Source organism: Pseudoalteromonas sp. CNC9-20 (genome assembly GCF_022347875.1).
Taxonomy (GTDB): domain Bacteria; phylum Pseudomonadota; class Gammaproteobacteria; order Enterobacterales; family Alteromonadaceae; genus Pseudoalteromonas; species Pseudoalteromonas ruthenica.
On the sequence record NZ_JAKRFS010000001.1, the window covers coordinates 728,418 to 754,529 of the forward strand.

Below are 26,112 nucleotides of genomic sequence, written 5' to 3' on the forward strand. Positions count from 1 at the left end.
AAAAACAATGAAAAAATCTCTCTTTCTCTCTTTAGCCACCGTGCTCACCTTGAGTGCCTGCTCGAAAGTAACGCTGGAGAATTACGAGCAACTGTCTGTGGGCATGGATAAAACCGAAGTCGAAGCCCTGCTTGGAGAAGCTGATGCGTGTGAAAAGAAAGCGCTTCACACTAACTGTATTTGGGGTTCTGAAAGCAAAAATATTCAAATAACCTTAGTTTCCGACAAAGTAACACTCTATTCAGAAAAAGGGCTGTAACGAGGCCACGGCTCACGCACTGGGTGAGCCGATTTTTTCTAGGGCAACTATTTGTGAGCGATTGAGGGTGATCTTATAGCGCTGGGCCTGAGCCTCGTGATTATCATCACGCGTCACGAGTACCACGTTAATTTGATAACGCCTTTCAACGGCATGCTTGCGGATTTTTTTGCCACTGTACTCATATACCCGCCCTTCCCCTTTACGTAAGTAGCGCACCATCGGCGCCATGCTAATGTTGATGCTTTGGTGCAAGGCATCGTAGCCTGGCATAAAGGTGTTCACGGGCACATCACACTCAAAGCGCATATACATCCATTGCGCTGCCTGCTTATTTTGCTGTCGACGCTTAGAGAAGATAGCCGCTATCTCTTTGGGGATCCGCGTTGGTTTTATATATTCCAACCAGACCTTTTGTTTCGCCACTTTCACTTTCGTAGTGGAGTTATAAAAAGACTGTAACCATTTAGCACGGCCCATAATAATACGACGCCAAATAATACGCGTGATGTCTTCTTTAAAGATCTCCCTGAGCCCGTAAATGGTGCCTAATAAGGCGACTAAACCAATAGTTACCTGAGTGAAGTTGGTCCGTGCAGTCAGCACCAGTAACATGACAAAGGCCATCATAATCGCGGTGACCGAGCCTTTAACCACTCGTCTTAATAAGGTGTTTAAGTTTCGAGTTTCTCGTCTGAGTACCACCCCATGCTCGATTAAACGTTGCAACAAATGCATTTTATTCGCTAGCCGATTGGGGTCATCCACAGTAGATACAGAGTTATAACGTTTTTGTTCGCGGTAGCCGTTTTCTGCCTCACAAAACTGAAGTAATTGCTTGCGCTCAACAGCATGCTCACTGCTTTTTGGTCCCTTATCAAGAAGCTTTAAAATCACTTGCTCAGCGTGCCAACTAAGAAAGTTATCGGCATTGTAAAAAAACGACAACAGCTTTTCTTCTTTGGGCTTATACCGCCGTAAACGCTTTAACAGCCGCTCAGTTTCTTGTTGCATGGCTTGAACACGAATAAAAAATGCATCCGGCTCCTTTATGGCCAACGCTTCATTAACATCGGTATCTAACGCCAACCTTACCTGATAACAATACAAGTTGAGGTTCTGCCGATAGTCTTGCTCATCACCTCGGTTTTTACTTATAAAACGACTGCGCACCAAAGGCAGGTGGATGCCACTGGCGTTATAAGCCATGCGCGTTTTCACATGGTTATGATAAAAGCTTTCTTCACTTAAAGTATTAGGATTGATCCCCATTTCATTGGGAATGCAAAGATACAACTCCACGAGCGAATGAGACTTTGGCAACAGCGATTGACTGATTTGCAGCCTGAGGCCTTCATCTTGTTTGAAGCTAATATGATGATGCAAAGTAGCCGTACCTAGGTTGCTGAATTCAACTTAGTTATACCATTGTTTAGACACATAAAAAATGCCCATCAGCAAGCTGATGGGCATTTTATCACTCGTAGCTTGACGCAGTTTAGAACTTAACGTTCACACCTGCGAAGAAGCGACGACCTAGTACATCATAAGTGTACGGGTCAGTGTTTGAGTCATTGTTACCTGTGTAGTACGGAGGCTGCTTATCAAACAAGTTGTTCACACCACCAGTTAGCGTTACTGCATCATTTACGATGTATGAACCACTTAGGTCGTGGTATGTAACACTAGGAGTTGTAGGTGCGTAACAGTCATCTTTTTCAAGACAGCTGAAGCTATCCATACCAGCAATGTAACGTGCTTGATACTGCATATCCCAGTTATCGCCCGAGACGTTCAAAGTGAAGTTTGACTTGATTTCAGCATAACCACCAGTACCTGATGTGATTAGACCTGCATAATCAACTGGCTCTTCAGTTGCTTGAACAATGTACTCGTCAAGGAAAGTTGTATCTAAGCTTGTACGCCAGTTTAGACCTGCCGCTTCGAAAGTATACTTAAGGTTCAAGTCGTAACCTGAAGTTTGCTCTGAACCAATGTTTTGCAACTGGTTGTTGAAAATAATACGACCAGTTGAGTCGATAGTTACATTAGCAGACTGACAAAGTGCTAGACCAGAGTTCTTATCTGCGTCTTCAAGACAAGTATCAACGATGTACTGGTTGTCTACTTCAGTGATTGCGTTCTCAATCTCAATGTCATAGTAATCAAGTGTCATTGAGAAGCCTTCGAACCAGCTTGGCTCATAAACTAGGCCTGCAGTTAGCGTGTCAGCTTCTTCAGGCATTAGCTCTTGGTTACCACCTACAGTGACTTCTGCTTGGTCTTGCGCACCAGGGAACTCTACTTGCTCGAATGACGGAGAGTTACCAGAGTATAGCTCGTCAACCGTTGGCGCACGGAATGCTGTTGAAACAACACTACGTAGCATTAGCTCTTCGTTAACTTTCCAAGTAAGACCTAGTTTCCATGTTTCATCGCTACCGAACGTGCTGTAGTCGAACGCACGGATTGCTGCGCTTAGGTCAACCATTTCAGCAAAAGGCACGTCTGCAAGAAGTGGTAAAGCGAATTCTACATACGCTTCGTTTACATCGAAGCCACCTGAGGTAGGTTCAACTGCTGGATCGTTAGCCAGACCCTGTGCTGTTAGTGAATCAGGTGTGTACCATGCTTTTTCTTGACGACGCTCAACACCTGCAGCAAATGCTGAGTAACCCGCTGGCATTTCGAACATTTCGCCAGATACAGACGCAGACAAGATGAATAGTTGGCTACCACCGTTGTTTACTTCGGTGTAAATATTTTTGCGGAAATCTTCAGAAGTCCATGCAGCCTGATCAAGCGGGTTAAATGTACCTTCAACTTGACCTTCGTCATTTGTAAACATGATGCTGTCAGTAAGTGAACCTACGTTGTGTAGGTTGCTTAGCTTATCAACAGAGTCGTTACGACCGAAGTTAGCTGATACATCCCAAGCGTAGTCGCCTACAAAACCTTCTGCACCAATTACCGCACGAACTGTGTCTACAGACTGCTCGAAGAAACGAGGGCCTGTGTCGCTCATACGGCGACCATAGAAGATTTGGTCTCCATATGCGTAGTTAGCTGTTTCAGTGATGTACTCACCATCAGCATCACGGTCAGCAATGCCGTCACCATCACGGTCAACTTTTGAGTTGTATGTTTGACCTAATAGTGAATCGCCCATTGCTTCATCGTACTTGAAGCCAAACCAGATTGGTTGCGGTGCCATTTGCTGCTGAGACCAACGCTTACTGTAAGTGAACTCAGTGAAAAGACGTGTGTCGTCGGTTAGCTCATAGTTAGCGATACCTGTTAGGTTTAAACGCTCCATTGGCGTGTATAGGTAGCTATCAGGTGCGAAATTGTAACGATCTGCATCGGTGAACGGGTGCAGACCACCCATGCCGCTAAGGCCTGAGTCATTTAGCGCAAGACCTGAAGTGATTGGGTTACCGTCTTCGTCTACAGACTCACCTTTTTTGTTCACATCACCGATAACGCCGTCTTGCCAAATGTGGCCGCCTTGAGCGTATACAGAACCGCCGTTACAATTTAACTCACCGCCAGCTTCGGCAATTGGGCACTTAGAGAATTCACGGTCTGCTTGAGAAGCTTCGCCACGGTCTGTGTACTGAAGGCCAATTACAACGTTACCACGGTCAAAAGAACCACCTACAGTGATGTCGAAAGAGCTTTCCTCGGCATCACCTTCACCGCTCATCGCAGTGTTAAGGTTCATGTCCAGACCTTCGAAGTTGTCTTTAAGGATGATGTTAACAACACCCGCTACCGCGTCAGTACCATATACTGCAGATGCGCCATCTTTCAGTACTTCAACTGATTTAATCATTGATACTGGGATAGTGTTAAGGTCAACAGTTGACGCTGCACCAGTACCAGAGTTAATCATACGGCGACCATTTACAAGTACTAGCGTACGCTGAGCACCAAGACCACGTAGGTCAATGCGCGCGTTACCGCCTGAACCATTGTTGATACCTGGGTTGGTCATGGCACCGCCGGTCGCAGTCATTTTTTGCAAAACGCTGTCGATGCTGGTTGCGCCCATCGCTTTGATGTCATCGGCACCAATCAATGTAACTGGGCTAGCAGTTTCCATGTCGGCACGCTTGATGCGTGAGCCGGTCACTTGAATTTTTTCAATTGCTTCAGCTGAAGAATCTGCCGCAATTGCTTGAACACTTGAGAACATAGGCAGTGCCGCAGCAACGGCTAGCCCTAGTTGTGTCTTTTTCATATTAAACCCTACTTGTTGAATTTTTACCCATATCGGGCCGATAGCAGTTCATTTTTATATGAAGGTACTGCATAACGAGACGCAACTTAGGACTATCTAAATGAACGATAACTGAATGGGAGATTTAATTTTAACCCAACCAGGCTATAGGTATATAGATACATTACCCATGTAAAGAAATGTTATAAATGTATCAACCCACAAACCAGCAAAAGCAAGCCACCCACCCCACTTTCATACACTTATTTGACCAATGAAACTATGTGTACGCATTTTGTAATTCAATGTAACCAGCAGTAATTGTTTTAACTTAAATGATTATTTACAACCTATACACACAAACTTATTACCCCATTCAAAAACCTCCACTATTTTTTATAAGCGCACGGCGATCGCAATCAACGTGAGAATGATGCAACCACTTAACTTGAACGAATTTAATACAGGTTTGGATGATTTTTTATGCATATCACTTCACAGACACACATATATTCGCTGCGCAATAAAGACTTGTCGCACCAGCTTAGCGACACCGAGTGAGCCAGTGCCTTCGCCTTTTAATATGCTGGGGTCGAGATAAATTGGAAGTGATGAGTTTGCTGTTGAGTGTTTTGTGCAGTTTTAACAACAAGTTGCCAGCGCATTGTTGGTTCACTGCAACTCCCTACTTGAGTGCTTGCAACCCAAGTGCCCGCGTCCACTTTATTGAACAAAACCGGGATACGTCCCATGTACATGCCAACACCCTCTAGGTGCGCTTTAATTACTTGAGTGTGCTCAGGCAGTGTTAGTTTTATCGCGAACGGGTTCTCAGGGTGAACCTGTTCAGTGCTCAAGGCAAAGGTAATGTCTTGATGTGTTTGCTGCTGATGCTCGCAACAACTGGTATTCGGACTGAGATTTTCTATACTTGTCGTCGAGTCGCTGTCACAACCAGCGATAAGCAGTAATGTGCAGATCAGTACGCCGACACCAGAGCGAAGGGGGTGGCCGCTTGGGCGGTATTTTTTTTCACGCTCAAAGCGTGGTGAAGTAATCGATTCTGTCACTGTATTACGTACTTGTAGCTAACACATTATTCGGCTGATGCTTTATTACACCAGAAGTCAGTTAAATTTTCCCCAACTTCTTGGGATAATTTGATTGAAGTCATTATTTTAGCCATTTGCGCTATCTTTTTAAGGTCAAAAATTTTATCATTTCGGCCGAAAATAATAAGCGTGTTTCGAGTGTGTTTTCTGAAATGCTCAAAGTGTTGAGGGTTTTAGATAGCGGGCTTGGAGCACAATCAGTAGGGCCTATTCGCATAGAATAGGTAATTCATTTCTAATCGCATAATAATGCAGCGGAAACCTGACAATGAGCCAAACAGTAGCATCACAAACTGAGTACAACTATAAAGTTGTTCGCCAATTCGCTATTATGACAGTGATTTGGGGCATCGTTGGCATGAGTGTCGGTGTTCTGATTGCCGCCCAGCTTGCCTGGCCAGCGTTGAACTTCGATACCCCATGGCTAACTTACTCTCGACTTCGTCCGTTACATACGAACGCAGTTATCTTCGCTTTCGGCACCAGTGCCCTTTTTGCAACGTCTTACTACGTTGTACAACGCACCTGCCAAACCCGTCTTTTCTCCGACAAACTCGCGGCCTTCACATTCTGGGGCTGGCAACTTGTCATCGTACTTGCAGCAATTACCTTACCTATGGGTATTACTAGCTCAAAAGAGTACGCTGAGCTTGAGTGGCCAATTGATATTCTGATTGCCGTCGTGTGGGTCTCGTATGCCGTGGTGTTCTTCGGCACGCTAATCAAGCGTAAGGTGTCACACATTTACGTGGCAAACTGGTTCTATGCTGGTTTCATTATCACGGTCGCCGTTTTACACATTGTAAACAGCATGGCGGTGCCGGTTTCGCTGACCAAGTCATACTCCATTTATGCCGGTGCGGTGGATGCCATGGTGCAATGGTGGTACGGCCACAACGCTGTAGGTTTCCTACTGACAGCGGGCTTCCTTGGTATGATGTACTACTTCGTTCCTAAACAAGCGGGGCGTCCTGTATACTCTTACCGTTTATCGGTTGTACACTTCTGGGCACTTGTCTCTCTTTACATTTGGGCTGGTCCTCACCACCTACACTACACGGCTCTTCCAGATTGGACACAGTCGCTAGGTATGGTGATGTCGGTGATCTTATTCGTACCTTCATGGGGCGGCATGATCAACGGTATCATGACCCTATCGGGCGCGTGGCACAAATTGCGCACTGACCCAGTACTGCGTTTCTTGGTGGTCTCACTGTCATTCTACGGCATGTCGACTTTCGAAGGCCCGATGATGGCTATCAAATCAGTAAACGCCCTATCTCACTACACTGACTGGACCGTAGGTCACGTACACTCTGGTGCGCTTGGTTGGGTAGCGATGATTTCTATTGGTGCAATCTATCACCTAATTCCGGCATTGTTTGGCCATGGTCGTATGTACAGCATCAAGCTGGTTAACACGCATTTCTGGCTACACACTGTGGGCGTTGTTCTTTACATCGTGGCAATGTGGATTTCAGGTGTAATGCAGGGTCTAATGTGGCGTGCAGTGAACGAAGACGGCACCTTAATGTACAGCTTCGTACAATCACTAGAAGCGTCTTATCCCTTCTACATCATGCGTTTCCTAGGCGGTGTATTCATCGTAACGGGTATGTTGGTTATGGCTTATAACTGTTATCGCACCATTGCTGCCAAAAAAGGCGCAATCGCTGACGATACACAGGCACAACCAGCTTAAGGGGTAGATGATGAGCAATAAAAACTCTAGCAACAAACACGAAATTGTTGAAAAGAACGTCGGCCTGATGGCCATCCTAACGGTGTTCGCGATTAGCTTTGGTGCACTTGTGGAAATCACCCCGCTGATGTTCCAAAAAGACACCACTGAGCCTGTAGATGGGCTACGCCCACTCACAGCGCTTGAGCTTGAAGGCCGTGATATCTATGTTCGTGAAGGTTGTTACAACTGTCACTCACAGATGATCCGTCCTTTCCGTGACGAGGTAGAGCGCTATGGTCACTACTCGGTGGCTGGTGAGTCGGTATGGGATCACCCTTTCCAATGGGGCTCAAAACGTACCGGTCCTGACCTTGCACGTGTAGGCGAGCGCTACTCTGACGATTGGCACTACGCCCACCTTATGGACCCACGCGCAGTGGTTCCAGAGTCAAACATGCCAGCTTTTCCTTGGTTGGATGAAAACGTACTTGATGGCGAGTTAACGGCTAAGAAAATGGAAGTATTCCAGGATTTTGGCGTGCCTTATACGGATGAAGACATTCAAGGCGCCAAAGAAGCGGTGCAAGGCAAAACCGAAATGGAAGCCTTAATCGCCTACTTGCAGCAACTTGGCACACACTTGAAGTAATTATTATGGATTACGGCACGTTCAGAGGCATTTTAACTCTGGTAATAATGGTACTTTTTATCGTGATTGTGTTGTGGGCATTCAGTAAGCGCAGTAAGAAGCGCTTCGACGACGCAGCCAACTCGGTGTTTGAAGACGAAAAGAAACACCAAAACACAATCACACATGAGGAAAAGGAGTCTGAGAAATGACTAGCTTTTGGAGTATTTGGGTCATCGTGTTAACAGTGGCCTGTCTAGCTCTCATTTTTGCTCTACTAGTTTGGAACTTGAAAAACTACGTGGGTGTAAAAGAGGGTGAAAGTTGTGGCCACGAATTTGATGGCATTGAAGAGGTGAATAACCCACTACCAAAATGGTGGACATACATGTTCTTCGCCACCTTTATTTGGGCAGTGTTTTACCTTGCTGCTTACCCTGGTTTAGGTAACTTTGAAGGCCTATTTAAGTGGAAAAGCTCGAACCAAGGCATTACGTCTTTAGAAGAGTCAAAGCAAGCCGTCAGTGAAGCCGAAGAAAATGGCTACCGTATTCAGCTTGACGATGAAATTCGTGCCGCTGAAAAACGCTATGGCCCTATCTTTGAGTCTTTTGCCAAGCGTGATGTACTTGACTTAGCAGCGGATGAAAAGGCGTTAGAAATTGGTCAACGTTTGTTCTTACAAAACTGCGCGCAATGTCACGGCTCTGATGCTCGTGGCGGTGACGGCTTCCCTAATCTGACCGATAATGATTGGTTATATGGTGGCTCGCCAGATAAGATCAAAGAAACGTTACTGCACGGTCGTGTAGCAGCCATGCCAAGCTGGGAAGCTGCATTGGGTGATCAAGGTATCAAAGAGATGACCGCCTATGTACTTAGCCTTTCCGGACGTACAGTTAACCAAAAAGACGCTGAAGCCGGTGCCGCTAAGTTCGCTATGTGTGCTGCCTGTCACGGTGCTGATGGTAAAGGCTCTGTTGCTCATAACCTGCCGTTTGGGGCACCTAACCTTACCGATAACATTTGGTTATATGGTAGTGGCTCAAAGCGTTCAGTAGAAGAGACGCTACGTAACGGTCGCGCTGGTGTCATGCCCGCTTGGAAAGAAATTCTTGGCGAGGACAAAGTTCACCTGTTAACGGCATACGTATACAGCCTGTCTCAGGAAAAATAATCGCTTAGATTAATTGAAATCAAAAAAGCCTCCTAATTTGGAGGCTTTTTTTTGGGAATTTTTGTTCTAATACCGTAAAATAGCAGCCACTATTCGGCAATATGAAGTGCGTTATGAAAGCAGTGTCTCCCCCTTGGTATAAGCAGTTTTGGCCTTGGTTTCTGTTGTTTTTCCCATTAGTAACAATAATAGCCTGCATCGGTCTTATCACCTTCGCTGTTGGCAACGGCCCTGATATGGTAGTGGACGATTATTACAAAAAAGGCAAGGCCATCAACCTCGAGCTGAGCAAGTTTAATAAAGCCAAAGCGCTCTACTTACACGGCGACCTTGATATTGACCAAGAGCGTGTGGTGTTCCGCTTTACCAAAGGCGACGCATCAAAAGTTGCAGCGCTCAATATCGGCCTGTATCACCGCACCATTGAAGAAAAAGATATTCGTTTTAGACTCACGCAAAATGCCCGTGGTGAATTCACGGCGCTATTAGACTCCCCGATCCCACAGGGCGCTTACACTGTGTTTATTACTCCTTTTGATGACAGCTGGAAGCTAAAAGAAAATATTCAGCTGCCCTTGAACGGCACCGTAAAAGTTGACCCTGAGTATAAGTAAATGAGCGCAAAGACGTGTTTTCACTGTCTTGAGCCAGTTCCGGCTGGCTTTAATGAATCGGTCACCATTCAAGGTCATGCGCAGCCCATGTGTTGCATTGGCTGTAAAGCTGTCGCCCAGACCATCGTTGACCAAGGCATGACTGATTATTATAAGTATCGCACAGAGTCTGCCGGTAAAGTCGAACAGCTTGTGCCAGAGCAACTTGCACTTATAAAAAGCTACGACCAAGAAAGTATTCAGCAAGAGTTTGTGGCTCATCAAGGCGACGATAAAGAGGTGCTGCTCAGTGTCGAAGGGATCAGTTGTGCTGCCTGCGCTTGGCTTATTGAAAGGCAGCTGCTCGCCCATCAGGGCGTAAAACGCGTTGATGTTAATACCTCCACTCATCGCGCCATGGTGGTGTGGAACGACGAACAGGTCAAACTCAGCACCTTGATCACCAGTCTCGCTGAGATCGGTTATAAGAGTTACCCTTTTCAAGCTGATAGTGAAGCGGCACAAAAACAGGCAACAGCTAAGAGCTTTATCCGTCGTCTTGGCGTCGCAGGCCTGATGACCATGCAGGTGATGATGTTCGCCTTTGCCATGTACTTTGGCATGTTCTCAGGGATGGAAGATAACTTCGAGCAATACTTCCGTTGGATCAGTTTAACCCTTGCTACGCCCGTTATTTTTTACTCTGCACTGCCCTTTTTAACCAATGCCATCAGTGGTCTTCGCGCTAAACAATTGAATATGGATGTCCCTGTATCCTTGGCGATATTTGGTGCCTATTTTGCCAGCTGCTATGCCACACTGACTGAGCAAGGCGAAGTGTATTTCGAATCCATTTGTATGTTTACCTTCTTGCTGTTACTGGGTAAATATTTAGAGTTTCGCGCCCGCCTTAAAGCCAGTGAATTTACCGCTAACTTGCAAAAATTACTGCCCCTAACAGCGCGTAAAGTAGAGAATAATGAAGAGCATATAACCAGTGCCAAACTCCTCTCTCTAGGTGATATCGTACGCGTCAAAGCCGGCGAAACCATTGCCGCTGACGGCGTGGTGATTGCGGGGCATTCCAGTGTTGATGAGTCAATGATGACCGGCGAACATCACCCTGTGACTAAGCGTGTAGGCGACCAAGTCCATGCTGGCACTCTCAACCATGATGGCGTATTGACGATAGAGATCAACAAAGTGGGCCAAAACACCTTGGTCAACCAAATCATCAGACTGCAACACTCAGCATTAAGCCAACGCCCGCGCATTGCCCAAGTAACCGACAAGGTTGCCCAGTGGTTTGTTGCCTGCTTACTCGTTTTTGCCTCGATTACCGCAGCAGCTTGGTACAGTATTGCTCCCGAGCACGCCTTTTGGATCACCATTGCGGTGTTGGTTGCAACTTGCCCATGTGCACTGAGTTTGGCCATCCCCACCGCACTAACATGTGCTGTGGCCAACCTCACCAAGCGCGGGGTGTTAATCAAACAGTCTCATGTGTTAGAGACAGCCACCAAGCTCACCAAGGTGGGCTTTGATAAAACGGGCACCCTGACGTTAGGGCGCTTTGTTATTGACCACACGGAAATACTAGATAACGCCTACGACGAGCAACAAGTACATGCATTGGCCAGCGCTTTAGAAGCGTATTCCGAGCACCCCATAGCCAAAGCGTTTACCGAGAGTGCGAGTGCTGCTGCCCAACAAGTCATCACCGATGCCCAAGTACACACAGGTTATGGGGTGGCTGGTATGTGGCAAGGTCAACGTGTGCACATTGGTAAAGCGAGCTGGTTTGCAGGCCCGCAACCTAAAAACGCGCAGGCGGTGTTATATGTAAATGAATCCGCCGTGGCCGCATTCTTTTTACAAGATAAAGTAAGAGAATATGCACAAGAGCTGCAACAGGAATTAAAACAACAAGGCATTGAGCGCGTGATGCTCACTGGCGACCCCTCCGATAAAGGTGCCCAATTAAGCCAACAACTGCAATTAGATGCATGTCACAGTGCGCTGCTGCCACAAGACAAATTAGCACTGATGCAATCGTGGCATAATCAGGGAGATATCTGTGCCATGGTTGGCGATGGCGTCAATGACAGTCCGGTATTTAACGCCGCACATTTATCGATTGCGATGGATAGCGGCGCCGATATTTCGAAGAACACCGCCGATGTGGTATTGTTAAACAGCGATTTACGTTCGGTGTCTAAGCTTATCACCATTGCCAAAAAAACACGCCGAATTGTTCGTCAAAACTTGGCACTGTCGCTGTGTTATAACGGCGCTATCTTGCCTTTGGCAGCGATGGGCCTCGTGGCGCCGTGGATGGCGGTCATAGGTATGTCTGCCAGCTCCATTATTGTTATTACCAACTCGTTGCGACTATTACGCCTATGAGCATTATTTATGTGTTAATCCCTATCGCTATTTTGTTCGTGATTATTGCCATCGGCATTTTCTTTTGGGCAGTCAAAAGCGAGCAATTTTCCGACTTAGATAAACAAGGCCACAGCATTCTCTTTGAGGACGACAAAGAAGAGCACGACAAGAGCAATGAGCGAGATTAACTTTATTGCTGCTTTGCTTATGGGTCTTGCCGGCAGCGGCCACTGCGTTGCTATGTGTGGCGGTATCGCCGGCAGTTTTCAATTGGCCAGTAAGGACCTTAATGCCGTCGGTGCAGCCAGTGCTTACAACATAGGTCGGTTATTTAGCTACACCCTAGCGGGTGCCCTTGTAGGAGGGCTAAGTGCTGCCTTTGCCAAGCAGAGTAACACCCTCAGCCAAGTATTAAGCTTATTCAGCGCAGTCTTTATGGTTTTGGTTGGCCTGTACGTGATGCGGCTATTTAATGCCCTTGGCCCAGTTGAAAAAGCCGGACAATGGGCTTTGTGGCGCCATATCGTAAAATTAAACCGCTACCTAATGCCAATTAATACCTATCCCAAGGCCCTGGGTTATGGTGCACTTTGGGGGTGGCTGCCATGTGGTTTAGTTTACAGCGCGCTAACTTGGGCTATAACCAGCCAAAGCGCGATTAATGGCGCACTATTTATGTTATGCTTTGCGCTTGGGACACTCCCTGCCATGTTGGCATTAGGGTTAGGCGCCCAATTTATAAAGCGTGGCCTCAATCACCCATGGGTGCGCCTAGCACTTGGTAATCTATTACTTTGGTATGGGTTGTATAGCCTTATTGTTGCAAGCCAACCTCTACTGACGTAGATTTAACACAAACATTCAGTTCACCTTGGATAGTAAAATGGACGTAAAACCAACCCTTTCAGGTAAATACGCAGGTAAGTCAAACTGTGCCATTAGTTGCACAAACTGCTCTATTTCCCAACTGTGTCTGCCGTATAGCCTCAATGGCGATGAAATGGATCGTCTCGACGATATCATTGAGCGCAAAAAACCGCTGCACAAGGGAGATTTCCTGTTTGAATCTGGGGACGAACTGAAGTCCATTTTTGCCGTGCGCAGTGGCTCGTTTAAGTCCTTTACTCTATCAGAGCAAGGTGAGGAACAAATCACCGGATTCCATCTGGCGGGCGACTTAGTTGGTTTTGATGGTATTCAAACCATGAAACATCAAAGCTTCGCCCAAGCCTTAGAAACATCTATGGTGTGCGAGATCCCCTTCGCTACGCTCGACGAATTAGCAGGGAAGTTACCGAAGCTGCGCCAGCAGATTATGCGCTTAATGAGTAATGAAATTAACTACGACCAAGAAATGTTATTGCTGCTAAACAAAAAAACCGCTGAGCAGCGCCTGGCCTCTTTCTTGTTCACCTTATCACGCCGCTTCAGCGAGCGTGGGTTCTCAGCCAGAGAGTTTCGTCTCACTATGACGCGCGGTGAAATTGGTAATTACCTAGGCTTAACAGTTGAGACCATCAGCCGCTTATTAAGCCGCTTCCAAAAAGGGGGATTCATTCGTGTGGACGGTAAGTTCATCACCATTGAAGATCATGAAACCCTGGCCCACACGGCTGCGATAAGTTTGCCAAGCGATTGATCTAACTCAAACTCACAGACCGCGCCCCCTTTTCAATTGCGTTAATTGCGTTACACTGAAATGGTGTATATTACAATTCGCTTGGTAATGCAGGAGGCGCACAATGGATAAAATTAAACGTATTTTAGCTGTGGTTGATCCCACCGTGGAGCAGCAACAGAGTTTGTCTCGGTCTATCGAACTGGCGCGAAAAAGCGGTGCGCAAATCACCGCCTTCCTGTCCATCTATGATTTTTCTTATGAAATGACCACAATGCTCAGTGCCGAAGAGCGCGAAGCCATGCGCAAAGCGGTGCTCAGTGAAAAAGAGCAGTGGTTGAAAACCCTCACTCACCAATACCAAGATGTGCAATTTGACACCAAAGTGGTATGGCATAATCGCCCTTTCGAAGCCATTATTCGCGAAGTGCTCGGCCATGATTATGATCTAGTCGTCAAAGGCACACACCAACATGACACGCTAAAATCGGTGATCTTTACGCCTACCGATTGGCACTTGATCCGTAAATGCCCGGCTCCTTTATTGCTAGTGAAAGATCATAACTGGCCAGTTGGCGGTGCAGTGGTGGCTGCAGTTAATGCTTCCAGTGATGATGAGCAACACCAAGCGCTTAATCAACGCATTGTTCAAGACGCTAAATTTATCGCTCAACTTGCTCAGGGCGACCTGCATTTAGTTAATGCTTACCCGGCAACACCGGTGAATATTGCCATTGAGATCCCGGAGTTTAATCCCTCACAGTACAATGAAACGGTGAAAGAGCATCATCTCAATTCAACGCGAGAATTAGGCGCTCAACATGGTATCGCCACGCACCATCAACATGTGGAGGAAGGTTTACCGGAGGATGTGATCCCTCGGATTGCGAAAAAGCTCGACAGTGAACTTGTGGTGATGGGCACTGTGGGCCGCACCGGTCTTAGTGCAGCTCTTGTCGGCAACACTGCTGAGCATGTTATCGATAGTCTTGATTGTGATGTCCTGGCGCTGAAACCCGATGGCTATCACTCCCCGCTTGAGGACTAATCTGCAACCATTACACACTATCTGTCATTTGGGCGGCGCTAATGCCGCCTTTTTCTTGATGCCGCTGCACTGTATGCCTATAATACGCGCCTTTAAAATGAGCCGTAACAAGGGTGTCTAGGTGTCGCATTCAGCACAAGCCAAAGCGCAATATAACTTCAATAAACTGCAAAAGCGGCTACGCCGCCATACAGGTCAAGCCATTGCTGACTTCAATATGATTGAAGAAGGCGACCGCATCATGGTGTGCTTATCCGGCGGTAAAGACAGCTACACCCTGCTCGATATTTTACAAAATCTACAACGCTCAGCGCCGGTACGCTTTGAGCTGTTTGCGGTGAATTTAGACCAAAAACAACCCGGCTTTCCTGAGCATGTGCTGCCCGAATACTTGGATGGTTTAGGTATTGAGTACAAAATTGTTGAAGAAGACACGTACTCGATTGTTAAAGATAAAGTGCCTGAGGGTAAAACCACCTGCTCGCTGTGCTCGCGCTTACGCCGTGGTATCTTATATCGCACCGCTAAAGAGCTCGGAGCAACTAAAATTGCTCTCGGCCACCACCGTGATGACATGATTGAAACCTTGTTTTTAAATATGTTCTATGGCGGAAAAATGAAAGGCATGCCAGCCAAGCTAATGAGCGATGACGGCCAGCACATGGTGATCCGCCCACTGGCCTATTGTAAAGAAGCTGATATCAGTGCATACGCACAACAAAAAGAGTTTCCAATCATTCCTTGCAACTTGTGTGGCTCGCAAGAAAACTTACAAAGACAGAACATCAAGGCGATGCTGCAGCAGTGGCATAAAGAATCACCTGGGCGTATTGAAAGCATCTTTACCGCCATGCAAAACGTGGTGCCCTCACATATGGCTGATACTTCGCTGTTTAACTTTGCACAGCTGCAAACCGGTGAAGTAATAGATGGCGGCGATATTGCGTTGGATAAAACCCAGTTCGACACACCAACTGTGCCCGAAGAAGAACACTCTGACAGTGGTGTAAAAATTCAAGCCATTGAGCTGTAAGAGTATAATAAGGCCGCTTTTAAAGCGGCCTTATTCCTTTCTCTACTGCGCTATCCATGGCGTAATGCGGTGAATCTGCGCGCCTTCTACTAAGATGTTATTATTGTCTTGCCACTGCTGCTCAATCGGCACCTTGCATTGCAAGCCTTGGCACTGCCAGCTGTCCGGCACCTTCGCCGGCAGCGTATCAGCAAAGTGTAGTTGCACCCCTTTATGTTCAGGTAGCAAAAACGGCATCAGCGTACCCACGAAAAAGCCAGATAAGTCGCCAATTAAATCATCAAACTCTTGCTCGATGGTATAAGCTTGGGCATGGGTTAATCGTGTAAACGGTCCTGGTGCTTCAATTTGCATACTCAACTGGCACTGCCCTGATTGTGGCGTGGCGATGACCATAGCTTTGTGGGTATCTAGTTGCTTGTCAAAGGGCAAGAACAGTTGCCCGTTATCATCATAAGTTAAAGGAAAGCGTTCGCGCTCGGTCACGATTTTGCCTTCCTTTAGTACGCAATTTTCTGCATTTTCATAGGTTTTTAAGTAAAAGCCAACTTTAGCGTGTTGGAAATTGCCCTCGTTGACAACCTCCATACGGTCGTAAAAGCCATCGTAAGACATCACCACAGGCTCATCTGTTGGCTGCGCATTCACAGCCATTGAACACATTAGTGTGGCAATAAAAAGGCATTTATTCATCGAAGTAAGTCCTATTATGGTCAATCATCGCTTGCAGCTCTTCAATATAGGCTTCACCGCGCTCAGAGTAAGACATCAACCCATACGTCAGCGCCTTGGCATCGATTGGCTGTTGTGCTTGACGTAAGTCGGCGCGAATATCGCGTAATTCACGATACGCGCTGTTGGTGTTGATATTATAAAAATAGGCATTCACCGCCTCTTGCACAGACTGATACACTGCAACCTCATGTTTTGCCCCTTGGTTGCGGCGCTTTGGCACCATACCGCAGCCCTTACTAAAGCACCATTGCCCAAAAAAGTTAAGTCCGATGCGGGCAAAACGTGAGGTGCCCCATGCCGACTCATTAGCCGCCTGCATCATGACCAATTCTTTAGGGATCACATCCACTCTGCGCAATGCTTGGCGCAATGATAATTCACTAATTTGTTCATCTCCCAGCCCATATTCAGCGAAAATATCGGTGACTTTATCAATCTGCACATCAGTAAGTGGCTCGTCAAATTGGGTCATCATCAGGGCAATTTCTAACACTGCACGCTGTGAGCGTAACTTAGCATTCGCTTTTTCAATAGGCTCGCGAATAAAGTCGAAGAACGCCGCCTTTTTCTGTTTTACATCCTTTATCGCAGCAAAATTAGGTAGCTTAACGTTGTGCAGAGGTTTTTCCGGCACTGTTGGCTTTTCCACAGTGGGCTGCTCCTCACGTGGCTGAGTGTCTGCGACACGGGTTCCCCATATGAACGGGTACAACAATGCAGTCACACAGATTATTACGGTTATTAGCAGTCCAAGCTTTTTTATCATGAATCCTCCACGAGCCCCCAAGGCCAGATCAAAAAACGCGGCATTATATCGCGAACATGGTTGTTTTAAAAACGCAATCTGAACACTCGGGTGATTGAAAAGACTTTGTTTTATTTATAGTTTACACTTTGCACAGTGCAAAGGATCAGATTGAGGAAGCCATGCAGCATATCTGGCAACAACGGCGCGCCGATGAACACAAACACCGCCCTAATGACAATCGCTCACCTTGGCAAGTGGATCGCTCACGTATTATTCATGCCGCAGCGTTTCGCCGCCTGCAAGCCAAAACCCAAATTATGGGTATTGGCCTGAATGACTTTTATCGCACTCGCTTAACCCACTCTTTGGAAGTTTCGCAAATTGGCAGCGGTCTATTACGTCATCTCAGTCGACAACATCCAGATATTACTTGTCTTCCTGATGAGTCATTACTTGAAACCTTGTGTTTAGCCCATGATATTGGTCATCCACCATTTGGCCATGGCGGTGAAATTGCCCTGAATTATATGATGCGCGAACACGGAGGCTTCGAGGGCAATGCGCAAACCTTGCGAATCGTCGCGAAGTTAGAGCCCTACACTCAGGGCTATGGTATGAACCTAACCCGACGCACTTTACTGGGGTTTATAAAGTATCCAGCGCTTATTGATACACTTTGGCACACTCACCCAGAGCAAAACGCCAAACAACAATTTATAAAAGCGCACGATTGGCGTCCGGCGAAAGGCTTATACAATGATGACCAAGATTTGCTTGATTGGATTTTAGCGCCGCTCGATGACTCACAACGCCAACGCTTTACCAGCCATGAGCAGTATGATGCATATCGCCACAAAACTCGTTATAAATCACTCGATGCGGCCATTATGGAGTTGGCAGATGACATTGCTTATGCGGTGCATGATCTTGAAGATGCGATTGCCACCGAGCAAATCACTGTCCACGATTGGCAGGCTCATGGCGAGCCAGCACTTGCTCAAATCGATTGTCCTTGGCTAGATGACAGCCGCATCACTGAACGGCTTTTCTTTGGCTGTGAAGCGCAGCGCAAAGACATCATTGGTGAGTTAGTTAACTTGTTCATTACCCAATCCCGACTTGAGCAAACAGACAGCCGCTTTGGGTGTGATATTTTGCGCTATCAAGTGACCCTGCCCAGCGCTTACATGAGTTTATTAAACGCGCTCAAACACTTTATTTATAAACGCCTTATTCGCGCCCCCCATATGCAGCAAATTGAGTTTAAAGGACAAAAACTAATCATGGAATTATTTGCCGCATTTGCCAGTGATCCCCTACGCTTGCTGCCGGAGACAACCGCATTGAGTTATCGTAAAGCCGAGCAACAGGGCGATAATCCTTTACGCGTGCTATGCGATTACCTCAGTGGCATGACCGATGAGTATGCATACAAAACTTATCAACGGTTGTTTGCACCGACCATCGGTGTTTAACTACATAATAGGAACACAGCAATTGCTTTATGTTCGTCTAAACTAATAAAGCAATAACGAAAACGTCTGAGTATTCAAGGACCGACACCAATGCATTACCCTTTATGCTTACTGGCGTTGCTCATAAGTACTAGCAATAACGCCAACACAACCGGTTCGTTGCCTGATACCTTACTTGAGGAGCGTCAGGTCGTTATCAAACAAGCCGATAAATACGACTGGTTACGCCTAAATTCCGGAGAGTGGCTTAAAGGAGAGCTGAAATCGCTCTATGACAAAAAGGTGGAATTTGAAAGCGATATTCTCGATACCCTGATCATTGATCAAGAAGATATTTATATGGTCATATCTGGGCGCTCTCACAGCGTGCGCTTTAATGACGGCACTGTGCAACAAGGGTCGCTGAATATATCCGGAGGCTATGTGGTTGTGGGAAACAGTCCTTCGCAATATCGCTATCAAGACTTAGTTTCTATTGCTCCTAGTGCCGAAGACGAGCTAAGCGCTTGGTCTATCAAGGTCGGCGTAGGCGCGAATTTAAGCAGAGGAAATACCGAACAAACCGAGCTCTCGGCCAGTGTTGATATAAAACGTCGGACGGCCAGTAACAGGTTACTCATTACCGCGCTGGCAGATCGCACAGCAAACGACGATAAGGTGACTGAAAACAATGTCCGAGCGAATGGCACCTTTGATTGGTTTTATACCAGCTCACTGTACTTTCGCCCGGTATTTTTTGAGTATTACCGCGACCCTTTTCAAAATATCGATAACAAATACACACTGGGTGCTGGTTTTGGCTACTACTTAATAGACACAGATAAACTGGAATGGGATATCGGTGCGGGGCCAGCCTATCAACGAACCGAGTTTAGTGATGTCGCTGCGGGGCAAGATACCAGTAATTCCTCCACCTCTTTTTATTTTGAGTCAAATTTGGATTACGAATGGCGCACCAATGTAGATTTAAAGTTTGACTACCGTTTTACCTTTGCTGAAAACGCCTCAGGTGGTAATGCTCAACATGCTCTTGCTGGCGCTTCTATTGATATAACTAACGACATAGATTTGGACTTATCATTGGTGTGGGATCATCTTGCCTCCCCCGTGGCTAATGCCGATGGCAGTATTCCCAAGCAGGATGACTACAAGATGATTGTTTCTTTAGGTGTTGAACTTTAGGAGAGCCAATGAAATTTCTGCCATTAAATGTCGTCGCCGCAGCGCTCTTTTCTGTGCTGTGCTACAGCGCCAATAGTCATGCACAAAGTGTAGAGCAGCGTCTCAGTGCGCTTGAGCAGCGCCTCAGCGAGCTAGAAAAGCAGTTGGCTGCTAAAGATAAAAAAATCGCTGCATTGGAGCGCGAACAAAAACGCACCCAAGTAGTGGCCAATAATGCCAAGGTCTCTGCGATAGAGGCGCAGCAAGTGCTCTTTAATGACACCACCCGACCGAGTCACCGGTTTGCCGCCCCCGCCAAAAGTATTCGCTTAAGCGACTCAACGACGACGTTGCAACTAGGTGGACAAATTTGGCTTGATGCTATCTATAATCACGGCGAAATGACGAATCGTGCCGGCTTTCAAACCTCTTCTATTGCTTATGATGACAACACCACCAACGACAACACGCTGTTGAGCGCCGGCCAATCTAAGCTGTCGTTTCGCAGCCATACGCCCACCCACTATGGTGATATGACCACGCGTTTTGAATTCGATATGTTTGATGACCAAGGTAATGCCGATTTTCACCTGACTCACCTATGGGGTGAGCTTGGGAATTGGGGAGCAGGACAAACCTTTTCCGGGTTTATGGACATTAATTCCTTCCCCAACATCATTGATTATTGGGGTCCCACTGCCATGGTGTTTACCCGTCAACCACAAATCCGCTATCACACTGAACAAAGCGCATCGGGGGCAACATGGATGGTGACCATGGAGCGCTCTGACGCCGACTTGGCATTTCCTCGAGATATCGACCCCGCGACCCTTTCTTTCAATGAGCAGAACGATTGGCCAGACGCTACGCTCAGTTATCAGCAGCGTTTCACAGATGGCTACATAAAAGCCGCCCTATTACTACGTAGCTTAGGCTTTGAAACATCGACCCAAGAAGACTCAGTAACAGGATGGGGTATCAATGTCACCGGCAATTATGCCCTTGATAAGGCACATTTATTGAAGTTCCAATTTGCAACTGGCGAAGGCATCGCCCGCTATATCAATGACCCGTGTTGCAGTATATACAGCGCTATCACCGGGGGCAGCGATGCAGGATTAAACAGCAACGGTGATTTACAAGCAATCGGTATCAGTGGTGGGTTTGTGTATCTCGATAAGCAATGGAGTGAGCGCTTTACATCTAGCCTAGGGGTAAGCTACGTCGACGTTGACAACCTTGCTACGCAACACGCTAGAGCATTTAATAACAGTCTCTACAGCACTATTAACCTTATTTGGAACCCAACTATGATGTCCCGTTTAGGCGTGGAGCTACAATACGGGGAAGTAGAGAATTTTGCCGGTGAGCAGGCTGATAACCTGCGCCTGCAAACCTCATTTGGCTTTAAGTATTGAAGCGATGATTTACTAGCGTTATCGCTTAGCAAGCATTTAATCTTTGGTTCATAAGGCGCGTGCTTAAATCGCCGCCCTTATGTTATGGCCTTTTTATCGGCCCGGGTGTGTGCTCAACACCCTTAATAGGACAGTGAAACAATGAAAACGTGGATAAGTTCAGCCTTTTTATCATTCATTATTTTGTGCAGTACCGCCTGTTTGGCTCGCCCTTATGACCCACAGAAGGTCGAGCAAGTGCTCAATACTGCTCATGCTTTATACAAAGATACCAATGCAGGAGCCAATGCCGATTATATTCCGGCTTTGGCCAAAGTGGACTCCAGTTTATTTGCCATTGCTATCGTCACCGCTGATGGTCAAGTATTCACTCAAGGGGATATTGACGCCAAATTTTCAATTCAGTCCATTTCTAAGGTATTTACGCTCGCCTTAGCCATGGAGCAGCAAGGCAGCGCAGCAATAGTCGATAAAATCGGCGTCAACGCCACAGGATTGCCATTTAATTCTGTTGCTGCCATCGAGCTGAACCAAGACCGCTCAGTCAATCCACTGGTCAATGCCGGGGCCATGGCCACAGTGAGTCTGCTAGAGGGTGATAAGACACAGCAAAAATGGCAGTCGATTGCTACTTGGTATGATCAATTTGCTGGCCGAGAGCTGGCGGTGATGAACGAGGTATATAAATCGGAGTCGGCAACCAATGGCCACAACCTCGCTATCGCTGAACTGCTTAAGTCTTATGACCGCTTCTACGGTGATGTGGATATGAATTTAGATATCTATACACGTCAATGCTCAGTGGGAGTGACGACCAAAGATCTCGCGATGATGGCTTCCGTACTCGCGAATGGTGGCACGCACCCAGTCACTGGCGAAGCGCTAATGACAGCAGAAAATGTTCAACGTGTGCTGGCGGTGATGGCTACCGCAGGGCTTTATGAAACCAGTGGCGACTGGGCGTTTCAAGTAGGCTTACCGGCCAAAAGTGGTGTCGGTGGTGGCATTATCGCGGTGATGCCAGGCAAGTTTGCTATTGCTGCTTTTTCACCAAAACTTGATGAGGCTGGCAACAGTGTTCGCGCTCAGCGGGCGATAGATTATATCGCCGATAAGGCCAACGCCAATGTATTTAGTCATCTTGATTAATTGTCCCTATCCGCATTGACTTCGTTATCAACGATGCAACGAAAAACGCACCTTTTTCAAGGTGCGTTTTGATATCCAACTTGTGGAAAATGACTGAGCGAGCTCAATCACTCATTAGATTGCAGCATTACGGTAACGCTTAACAAATTCTTTAACCGGCTGGCCGTTACAACGAAGGTTAGATAGACGCTTGTTCTGTAGGCTTAGTGTGCTTAAACCTTTTTGCGCAGCTTCCAAACATAGTTGTGTCTCTCGCTGATTATTTTTAGCATAAAGGCTCACTGCGGTGTCGCTATTTGCGTTTTCAACCGTCACATTTTTAGCGATATCACGAATATCTTGACCGTTGCAGTACAAGCTAGAAGACACGCGGCTTACACGAATACCATGTTTTGCGCCTAGCTCTTTTGCTGCCGCTAAACCTTGGTTCGCAGCTGCTACGCAGACCTGAGACTCAATACTGTCGTTTTTAGCAAAATAAACACGCTCTGTGCTGGCAAAAGCTGAAGTAGCGAATAAACAAGGGATAACAAGGGCAGTAAGTTTGGTCATGTAAGACTCCACAAAAATGAACGGGTGATCAAAATTTGAACTGAATTTTATATCTACAAAATACGATGTCAACTGCATTAGCTATGCAATTAAAAATATTTTAAAGAATTAACAATTCATATACGTAATCACATTTATCATGTAACAAATGCTTAATAGCTGTACTTTTTGCTCACAATTCAATCATCTTAAAAATGTCGACTCGTTCAGTAAGGCTGCATTTTTAATCGAAACAAAAGCGTAGCCATTTTTACTTGTCGACGGGCTTGGTATACTGCCAACAACGCCGTTATTTAGTGCAAAAGGATCTCCGGACATGAAACTTATCTCATTTAATATCAATGGCATTCGCGCAAGGTTACACCAACTGCAGGCGCTATTGGAAAAACACAACCCTGATGTCGTTGGCCTTCAGGAGATTAAAGTACATGACGACTTATTCCCTGTCGCCGATGTTGAAGCCATGGGCTACCACGTGTATTTTCACGGGCAGAAAGGTCATTACGGCGTGGCAATGCTAACCAAAAACCCCGCTAAGCAGGTGAAAAAAGGCTTCTCTACCGATACCGATGATCATCAAAAACGGATGATTGCCGTTACTGTGGAAGATAGCCATGGTGATGATGTTACGGTGCTAAATGGCTATTTCCCGCAAGGCGATAACATCAATCATGAAACCAAGTTCCCTTATAAACGACAGTTTTATGCTGATTTGATGACTGAATTGGATAGCCATTACCACGCTGACAGTAAATTAGCCGTTATGGGGGATATCAACATTTCCCCAACCGACCTAGACATCGGTATTGGTGAAGCGAATAAAAAGCGTTGGCTAAAAACCGGAAAATGCTCATTTCAACCACAAGAACGCGAGTGGCTGGATACACTGCTGGCCTGGGGCTTGGTCGATACCTATCGCCAATGCTACCCAGATACGGACGACCAATTTTCTTGGTTTGACTATCGTTCGAAAGGCTTCGATGATAACCGAGGACTGCGAATTGATGTAATTTTGGCGACCAAGGCATTGGCGAGCACCCTGAGTGACAGCGGCATTGATTATGAGTTAAGAGGCATTGAAAAGCCTTCTGATCACGCCCCAATTTGGAGCACTTTTTAAACGCAGCCATGAGCTATATCATACTTGCAATTATCCTTGCCCTGAGCATCGATAAAGCCAGTTTAACCGGGTTGATAGCGCATCCTGCTCGGCAAAAAGGCTTATTTGCCTGCGCCTTAGTACTGGCACTACTTTGGCGTATCAAGGCAGGTATATTCCCGGGCCTAGATATCCATATTCTTGGCGTCACTGCGGTCACTCTGATCTTAGGCTGGCGCCTAGCGACACTGGCCAGTGTATTAGCAACGATCTTATTGCTGGCGTTTTCCGTGGTCAGTATTGAAAGTGCAGCAACCTTCATCATACTGACGGCGCTGATCCCTATTTATTTTAGCTATTTATTATTTATTGTGGTGTATCACGTCCTTCCCCGGCATCTGTTCATCTATATTTTTGTTTGTAGCTTTTTGTGTGCAGCATTGGCTAATTGCCTGAAAATTTTTGTCGGTGCCGGCTATTTTTGGTTTATCGGTAGTTATGATTGGGTAACGCTCACTGAAAACTACCTATTTTTAAGCGCCCTGATCTGGTTTCCCGAAGCGATGCTAAATGGCATGGCCATGACGTTGATGGTGATTTATCGGCCACACTGGGTGCGCACCTTTTATGATAAGGAATACCTCTCTCAATGAGTGCTTACTGTTGTCCTCTTTGCCAGCAACCGCTGCAACGTCAAAACCAAGCATTGGTGTGCGCCAAGGGCCATCAATTTGACTATGCCAAAGAGGGATACGTCAACTTGCTCCCGGTACAGTTTAAAAAATCCAAACAACCTGGAGATAATCAGGACATGGTGCAGGCACGAAGACGATTTTTAAATGCGGGCCACTACCAATTTATGCGCGATGCGCTGGCACGAGAAGTCTCGGCGTGTTATTCGGGAACAGGTTATGTTGTCGATATGGGCTGCGGTGAAGGCTACTATAGCGCAGCGATGGCAGCACAATTCCAAGACCCAGAGCTTGTTCATGGCATTGACATTGCAAAACCTGCCGTGCGTTATGGAGCCAAGCGCTACCCTGGTTGTCAGTTTGCCGTGGCGTCAACCAAACAAATGCCCATGGCCAGTGGCTGCGCCAGTGTGGTGAGCAGCGTATTTGCCCCTATTTTCGCCGATGAAAGCGCACGCTTGTTACAGGACAACGGCCACCTTATTGTTGTTTCGCCAGGGCCAAGACACTTAGCGCAGTTAAAAGCGCTCATATATCAACAAGTGCGCGAGCACACTGCTCCTGACACACCGCCCGGATTCAATCGGCAACGGCAACAGTTGTTACAACAGCAGATTTCATTAGCTGGAGAAGATGCCAAGGATTTAGCCCTGATGACACCCTTTGCATGGAAGTTCAGTGAAATTCAAATGGCAGATTTGGCAAGCGCCGATGAGGTGACTATCGACGCCGAGTTTTTCATTACGGTGTATCAGAAAATATCCTGACGAAAGGCTTTGTCCATTTTTTCAAACATATCACGGAGCAACTTAGCCAACTCCATATAGCAAGGTTTAGTTTTTGCTGGTGCTCCTTGATATCCTTGTGCAGCCATCTTCTCGTGAAGTTCACGATACCACAGTGCCATACTTGGTGGCAGCGGTGTCTCAGCACGTTTTCCAAGCCATAATAAACCTTGCACCGGTAAAGACAAGATCAGTAAGGCGCATGCAAGAGCGGGCCCCAAAAACTGTTGCCCCAACACCTGAAGCTGAATCACTAAACTTGTCAGTGCCACCGCAGGCATGATTTTGATAGCGAAGGCCGTGGCATTCACCACCCTGTTTTCTATAAACAGCGGCGCTAGCTCACGCCGTAGCGGCCACACTTTAGTGTACTGGTGACCTTGCTGTATTTGCGAAATAAGACTTTTTTGCATTTGCGCCTCTAACAACTAACGCTATGTCTGAAATTAAGGTAAAATATATATCACCTATCAATTATACCTTAGTCTAGTTTTGCACTAGGTTCACCTAAGGATTATAGCTAATCTTTTGGCGCC

The 26,112-nt window shown here is 46.6% G+C and carries 26 protein-coding genes; 19 read left to right on the forward strand and 7 right to left on the reverse strand.

All coding sequences use genetic code 11. From position 1 onward, the window contains the following. Window positions 1-7: 7 nt before the first annotated feature. Window positions 8-259: a hypothetical protein gene (locus MHM89_RS03275; protein WP_022943670.1), complete on the forward strand. Its 252-nt coding sequence runs from the start codon at window positions 8-10 to the stop codon at window positions 257-259. A gap of 12 nt (window positions 260-271) precedes the next feature. Here the strand turns inward: MHM89_RS03275 and MHM89_RS03280 are convergent, their stop codons facing one another. From MHM89_RS03280 to MHM89_RS03290, 3 genes are all read right to left on the reverse strand, one after another. Then, complete coding sequence (locus MHM89_RS03280; protein ID WP_239408058.1) at window positions 272-1,645, reverse strand: hypothetical protein; 1,374 nt, start codon at window positions 1,643-1,645, stop codon at window positions 272-274. Between the two features lie 112 nt (window positions 1,646-1,757). After that, window positions 1,758-4,502 (reverse strand): TonB-dependent receptor, encoded by a 2,745-nt coding sequence (locus tag MHM89_RS03285; protein ID WP_239383898.1) that lies wholly within the window; start codon window positions 4,500-4,502, stop codon window positions 1,758-1,760. Window positions 4,503-5,059: 557 nt separating this feature from the next. Continuing rightward, a complete protein-coding gene (locus MHM89_RS03290; protein WP_239408059.1) occupies window positions 5,060-5,551 on the reverse strand; it encodes a hypothetical protein in 492 nt (163 codons plus the stop codon). A 310-nt stretch (window positions 5,552-5,861) separates the two neighbouring features. Between MHM89_RS03290 and ccoN the strand changes: the two genes are divergently transcribed. From ccoN to ttcA, 11 genes are all read left to right on the forward strand, one after another. Further along, complete coding sequence (gene ccoN / locus MHM89_RS03295) at window positions 5,862-7,295, forward strand: cytochrome-c oxidase, cbb3-type subunit I (RefSeq protein ID WP_022943666.1); 1,434 nt, start codon at window positions 5,862-5,864, stop codon at window positions 7,293-7,295. Between the two features lie 10 nt (window positions 7,296-7,305). Further along, entirely contained in the window at window positions 7,306-7,926 is a 621-nt protein-coding gene (gene ccoO / locus MHM89_RS03300) for a cytochrome-c oxidase, cbb3-type subunit II (protein ID WP_022943665.1), read from the forward strand. A 5-nt stretch (window positions 7,927-7,931) separates the two neighbouring features. Then, complete coding sequence (locus MHM89_RS03305; protein WP_045978669.1) at window positions 7,932-8,117, forward strand: CcoQ/FixQ family Cbb3-type cytochrome c oxidase assembly chaperone; 186 nt, start codon at window positions 7,932-7,934, stop codon at window positions 8,115-8,117. Further along, window positions 8,114-9,082, forward strand: coding sequence for a cytochrome-c oxidase, cbb3-type subunit III (ccoP, locus tag MHM89_RS03310; RefSeq protein WP_022943663.1), 969 nt, complete (start codon window positions 8,114-8,116; stop codon window positions 9,080-9,082). The genes MHM89_RS03305 and ccoP overlap by 4 nt, the downstream gene beginning before the upstream one ends. Before the next feature lie 122 nt (window positions 9,083-9,204). Then, a complete protein-coding gene (locus MHM89_RS03315; RefSeq protein WP_026110935.1) occupies window positions 9,205-9,696 on the forward strand; it encodes a FixH family protein in 492 nt (163 codons plus the stop codon). After that, a complete protein-coding gene (locus tag MHM89_RS03320; protein ID WP_239408060.1) occupies window positions 9,697-12,081 on the forward strand; it encodes a heavy metal translocating P-type ATPase in 2,385 nt (794 codons plus the stop codon). Further along, on the forward strand, window positions 12,078-12,251 hold the full coding sequence (ccoS, locus tag MHM89_RS03325) for a cbb3-type cytochrome oxidase assembly protein CcoS (protein WP_022943660.1): 174 nt from the start codon (window positions 12,078-12,080) through the stop codon (window positions 12,249-12,251). Before MHM89_RS03320 ends, ccoS begins: the two co-directional genes overlap by 4 nt. Next, on the forward strand, window positions 12,238-12,909 hold the full coding sequence (locus tag MHM89_RS03330) for a sulfite exporter TauE/SafE family protein (RefSeq protein WP_022943659.1): 672 nt from the start codon (window positions 12,238-12,240) through the stop codon (window positions 12,907-12,909). The genes ccoS and MHM89_RS03330 overlap by 14 nt, the downstream gene beginning before the upstream one ends. Before the next feature lie 37 nt (window positions 12,910-12,946). Then, a complete protein-coding gene (locus MHM89_RS03335; protein WP_022943658.1) occupies window positions 12,947-13,702 on the forward strand; it encodes an FNR family transcription factor in 756 nt (251 codons plus the stop codon). 103 nt (window positions 13,703-13,805) lie between these two features. Continuing rightward, window positions 13,806-14,729: a universal stress protein UspE gene (gene uspE, locus MHM89_RS03340; RefSeq protein ID WP_045978667.1), complete on the forward strand. Its 924-nt coding sequence runs from the start codon at window positions 13,806-13,808 to the stop codon at window positions 14,727-14,729. Between the two features lie 121 nt (window positions 14,730-14,850). Beyond that, window positions 14,851-15,762 (forward strand): tRNA 2-thiocytidine(32) synthetase TtcA, encoded by a 912-nt coding sequence (gene ttcA, locus MHM89_RS03345; RefSeq protein ID WP_239408061.1) that lies wholly within the window; start codon window positions 14,851-14,853, stop codon window positions 15,760-15,762. A 42-nt stretch (window positions 15,763-15,804) separates the two neighbouring features. Here the strand turns inward: ttcA and MHM89_RS03350 are convergent, their stop codons facing one another. Continuing rightward, window positions 15,805-16,455: a DUF2987 domain-containing protein gene (locus tag MHM89_RS03350; protein ID WP_239408062.1), complete on the reverse strand. Its 651-nt coding sequence runs from the start codon at window positions 16,453-16,455 to the stop codon at window positions 15,805-15,807. Further along, window positions 16,448-17,263, reverse strand: coding sequence for a glucosaminidase domain-containing protein (locus MHM89_RS03355; RefSeq protein WP_239383893.1), 816 nt, complete (start codon window positions 17,261-17,263; stop codon window positions 16,448-16,450). Before MHM89_RS03355 ends, MHM89_RS03350 begins: the two co-directional genes overlap by 8 nt. A gap of 161 nt (window positions 17,264-17,424) precedes the next feature. Here MHM89_RS03355 and MHM89_RS03360 point away from each other — a divergent pair, with 161 nt between their 5' ends. The 4 genes from MHM89_RS03360 (at window position 17,425) to glsA (ending at window position 22,448) form a co-directional block, all read left to right on the forward strand. Then, window positions 17,425-18,720: an anti-phage deoxyguanosine triphosphatase gene (locus tag MHM89_RS03360; RefSeq protein ID WP_045978663.1), complete on the forward strand. Its 1,296-nt coding sequence runs from the start codon at window positions 17,425-17,427 to the stop codon at window positions 18,718-18,720. 90 nt (window positions 18,721-18,810) lie between these two features. After that, window positions 18,811-19,902 (forward strand): DUF481 domain-containing protein, encoded by a 1,092-nt coding sequence (locus tag MHM89_RS03365; protein WP_239408063.1) that lies wholly within the window; start codon window positions 18,811-18,813, stop codon window positions 19,900-19,902. An 8-nt stretch (window positions 19,903-19,910) separates the two neighbouring features. Then, on the forward strand, window positions 19,911-21,299 hold the full coding sequence (locus MHM89_RS03370) for a DcaP family trimeric outer membrane transporter (RefSeq protein ID WP_239408064.1): 1,389 nt from the start codon (window positions 19,911-19,913) through the stop codon (window positions 21,297-21,299). 141 nt (window positions 21,300-21,440) lie between these two features. Beyond that, window positions 21,441-22,448, forward strand: coding sequence for a glutaminase A (glsA, locus tag MHM89_RS03375; RefSeq protein ID WP_239408065.1), 1,008 nt, complete (start codon window positions 21,441-21,443; stop codon window positions 22,446-22,448). A 114-nt stretch (window positions 22,449-22,562) separates the two neighbouring features. Here the strand turns inward: glsA and MHM89_RS03380 are convergent, their stop codons facing one another. Next, window positions 22,563-23,000, reverse strand: a complete 438-nt coding sequence (locus tag MHM89_RS03380; RefSeq protein WP_026110933.1) for a hypothetical protein — start codon at window positions 22,998-23,000, stop codon at window positions 22,563-22,565. Between the two features lie 316 nt (window positions 23,001-23,316). Here MHM89_RS03380 and xthA point away from each other — a divergent pair, with 316 nt between their 5' ends. The 3 genes from xthA to rlmA are packed head-to-tail and all read left to right on the forward strand — an operon-like array spanning window position 23,317 to window position 25,558. Further along, window positions 23,317-24,120: an exodeoxyribonuclease III gene (gene xthA, locus MHM89_RS03385; RefSeq protein WP_239408066.1), complete on the forward strand. Its 804-nt coding sequence runs from the start codon at window positions 23,317-23,319 to the stop codon at window positions 24,118-24,120. Window positions 24,121-24,128: 8 nt separating this feature from the next. Next, window positions 24,129-24,752, forward strand: coding sequence for an energy-coupling factor ABC transporter permease (locus MHM89_RS03390; protein ID WP_239408067.1), 624 nt, complete (start codon window positions 24,129-24,131; stop codon window positions 24,750-24,752). Then, entirely contained in the window at window positions 24,749-25,558 is an 810-nt protein-coding gene (gene rlmA / locus MHM89_RS03395; RefSeq protein WP_045978659.1) for a 23S rRNA (guanine(745)-N(1))-methyltransferase, read from the forward strand. The genes MHM89_RS03390 and rlmA overlap by 4 nt, the downstream gene beginning before the upstream one ends. Here the strand turns inward: rlmA and yfbV are convergent. Next, window positions 25,543-25,989, reverse strand: coding sequence for a terminus macrodomain insulation protein YfbV (gene yfbV / locus MHM89_RS03400; RefSeq protein ID WP_022943645.1), 447 nt, complete (start codon window positions 25,987-25,989; stop codon window positions 25,543-25,545). The genes rlmA and yfbV overlap by 16 nt on opposite strands. Window positions 25,990-26,112 lie beyond the last annotated feature (123 nt).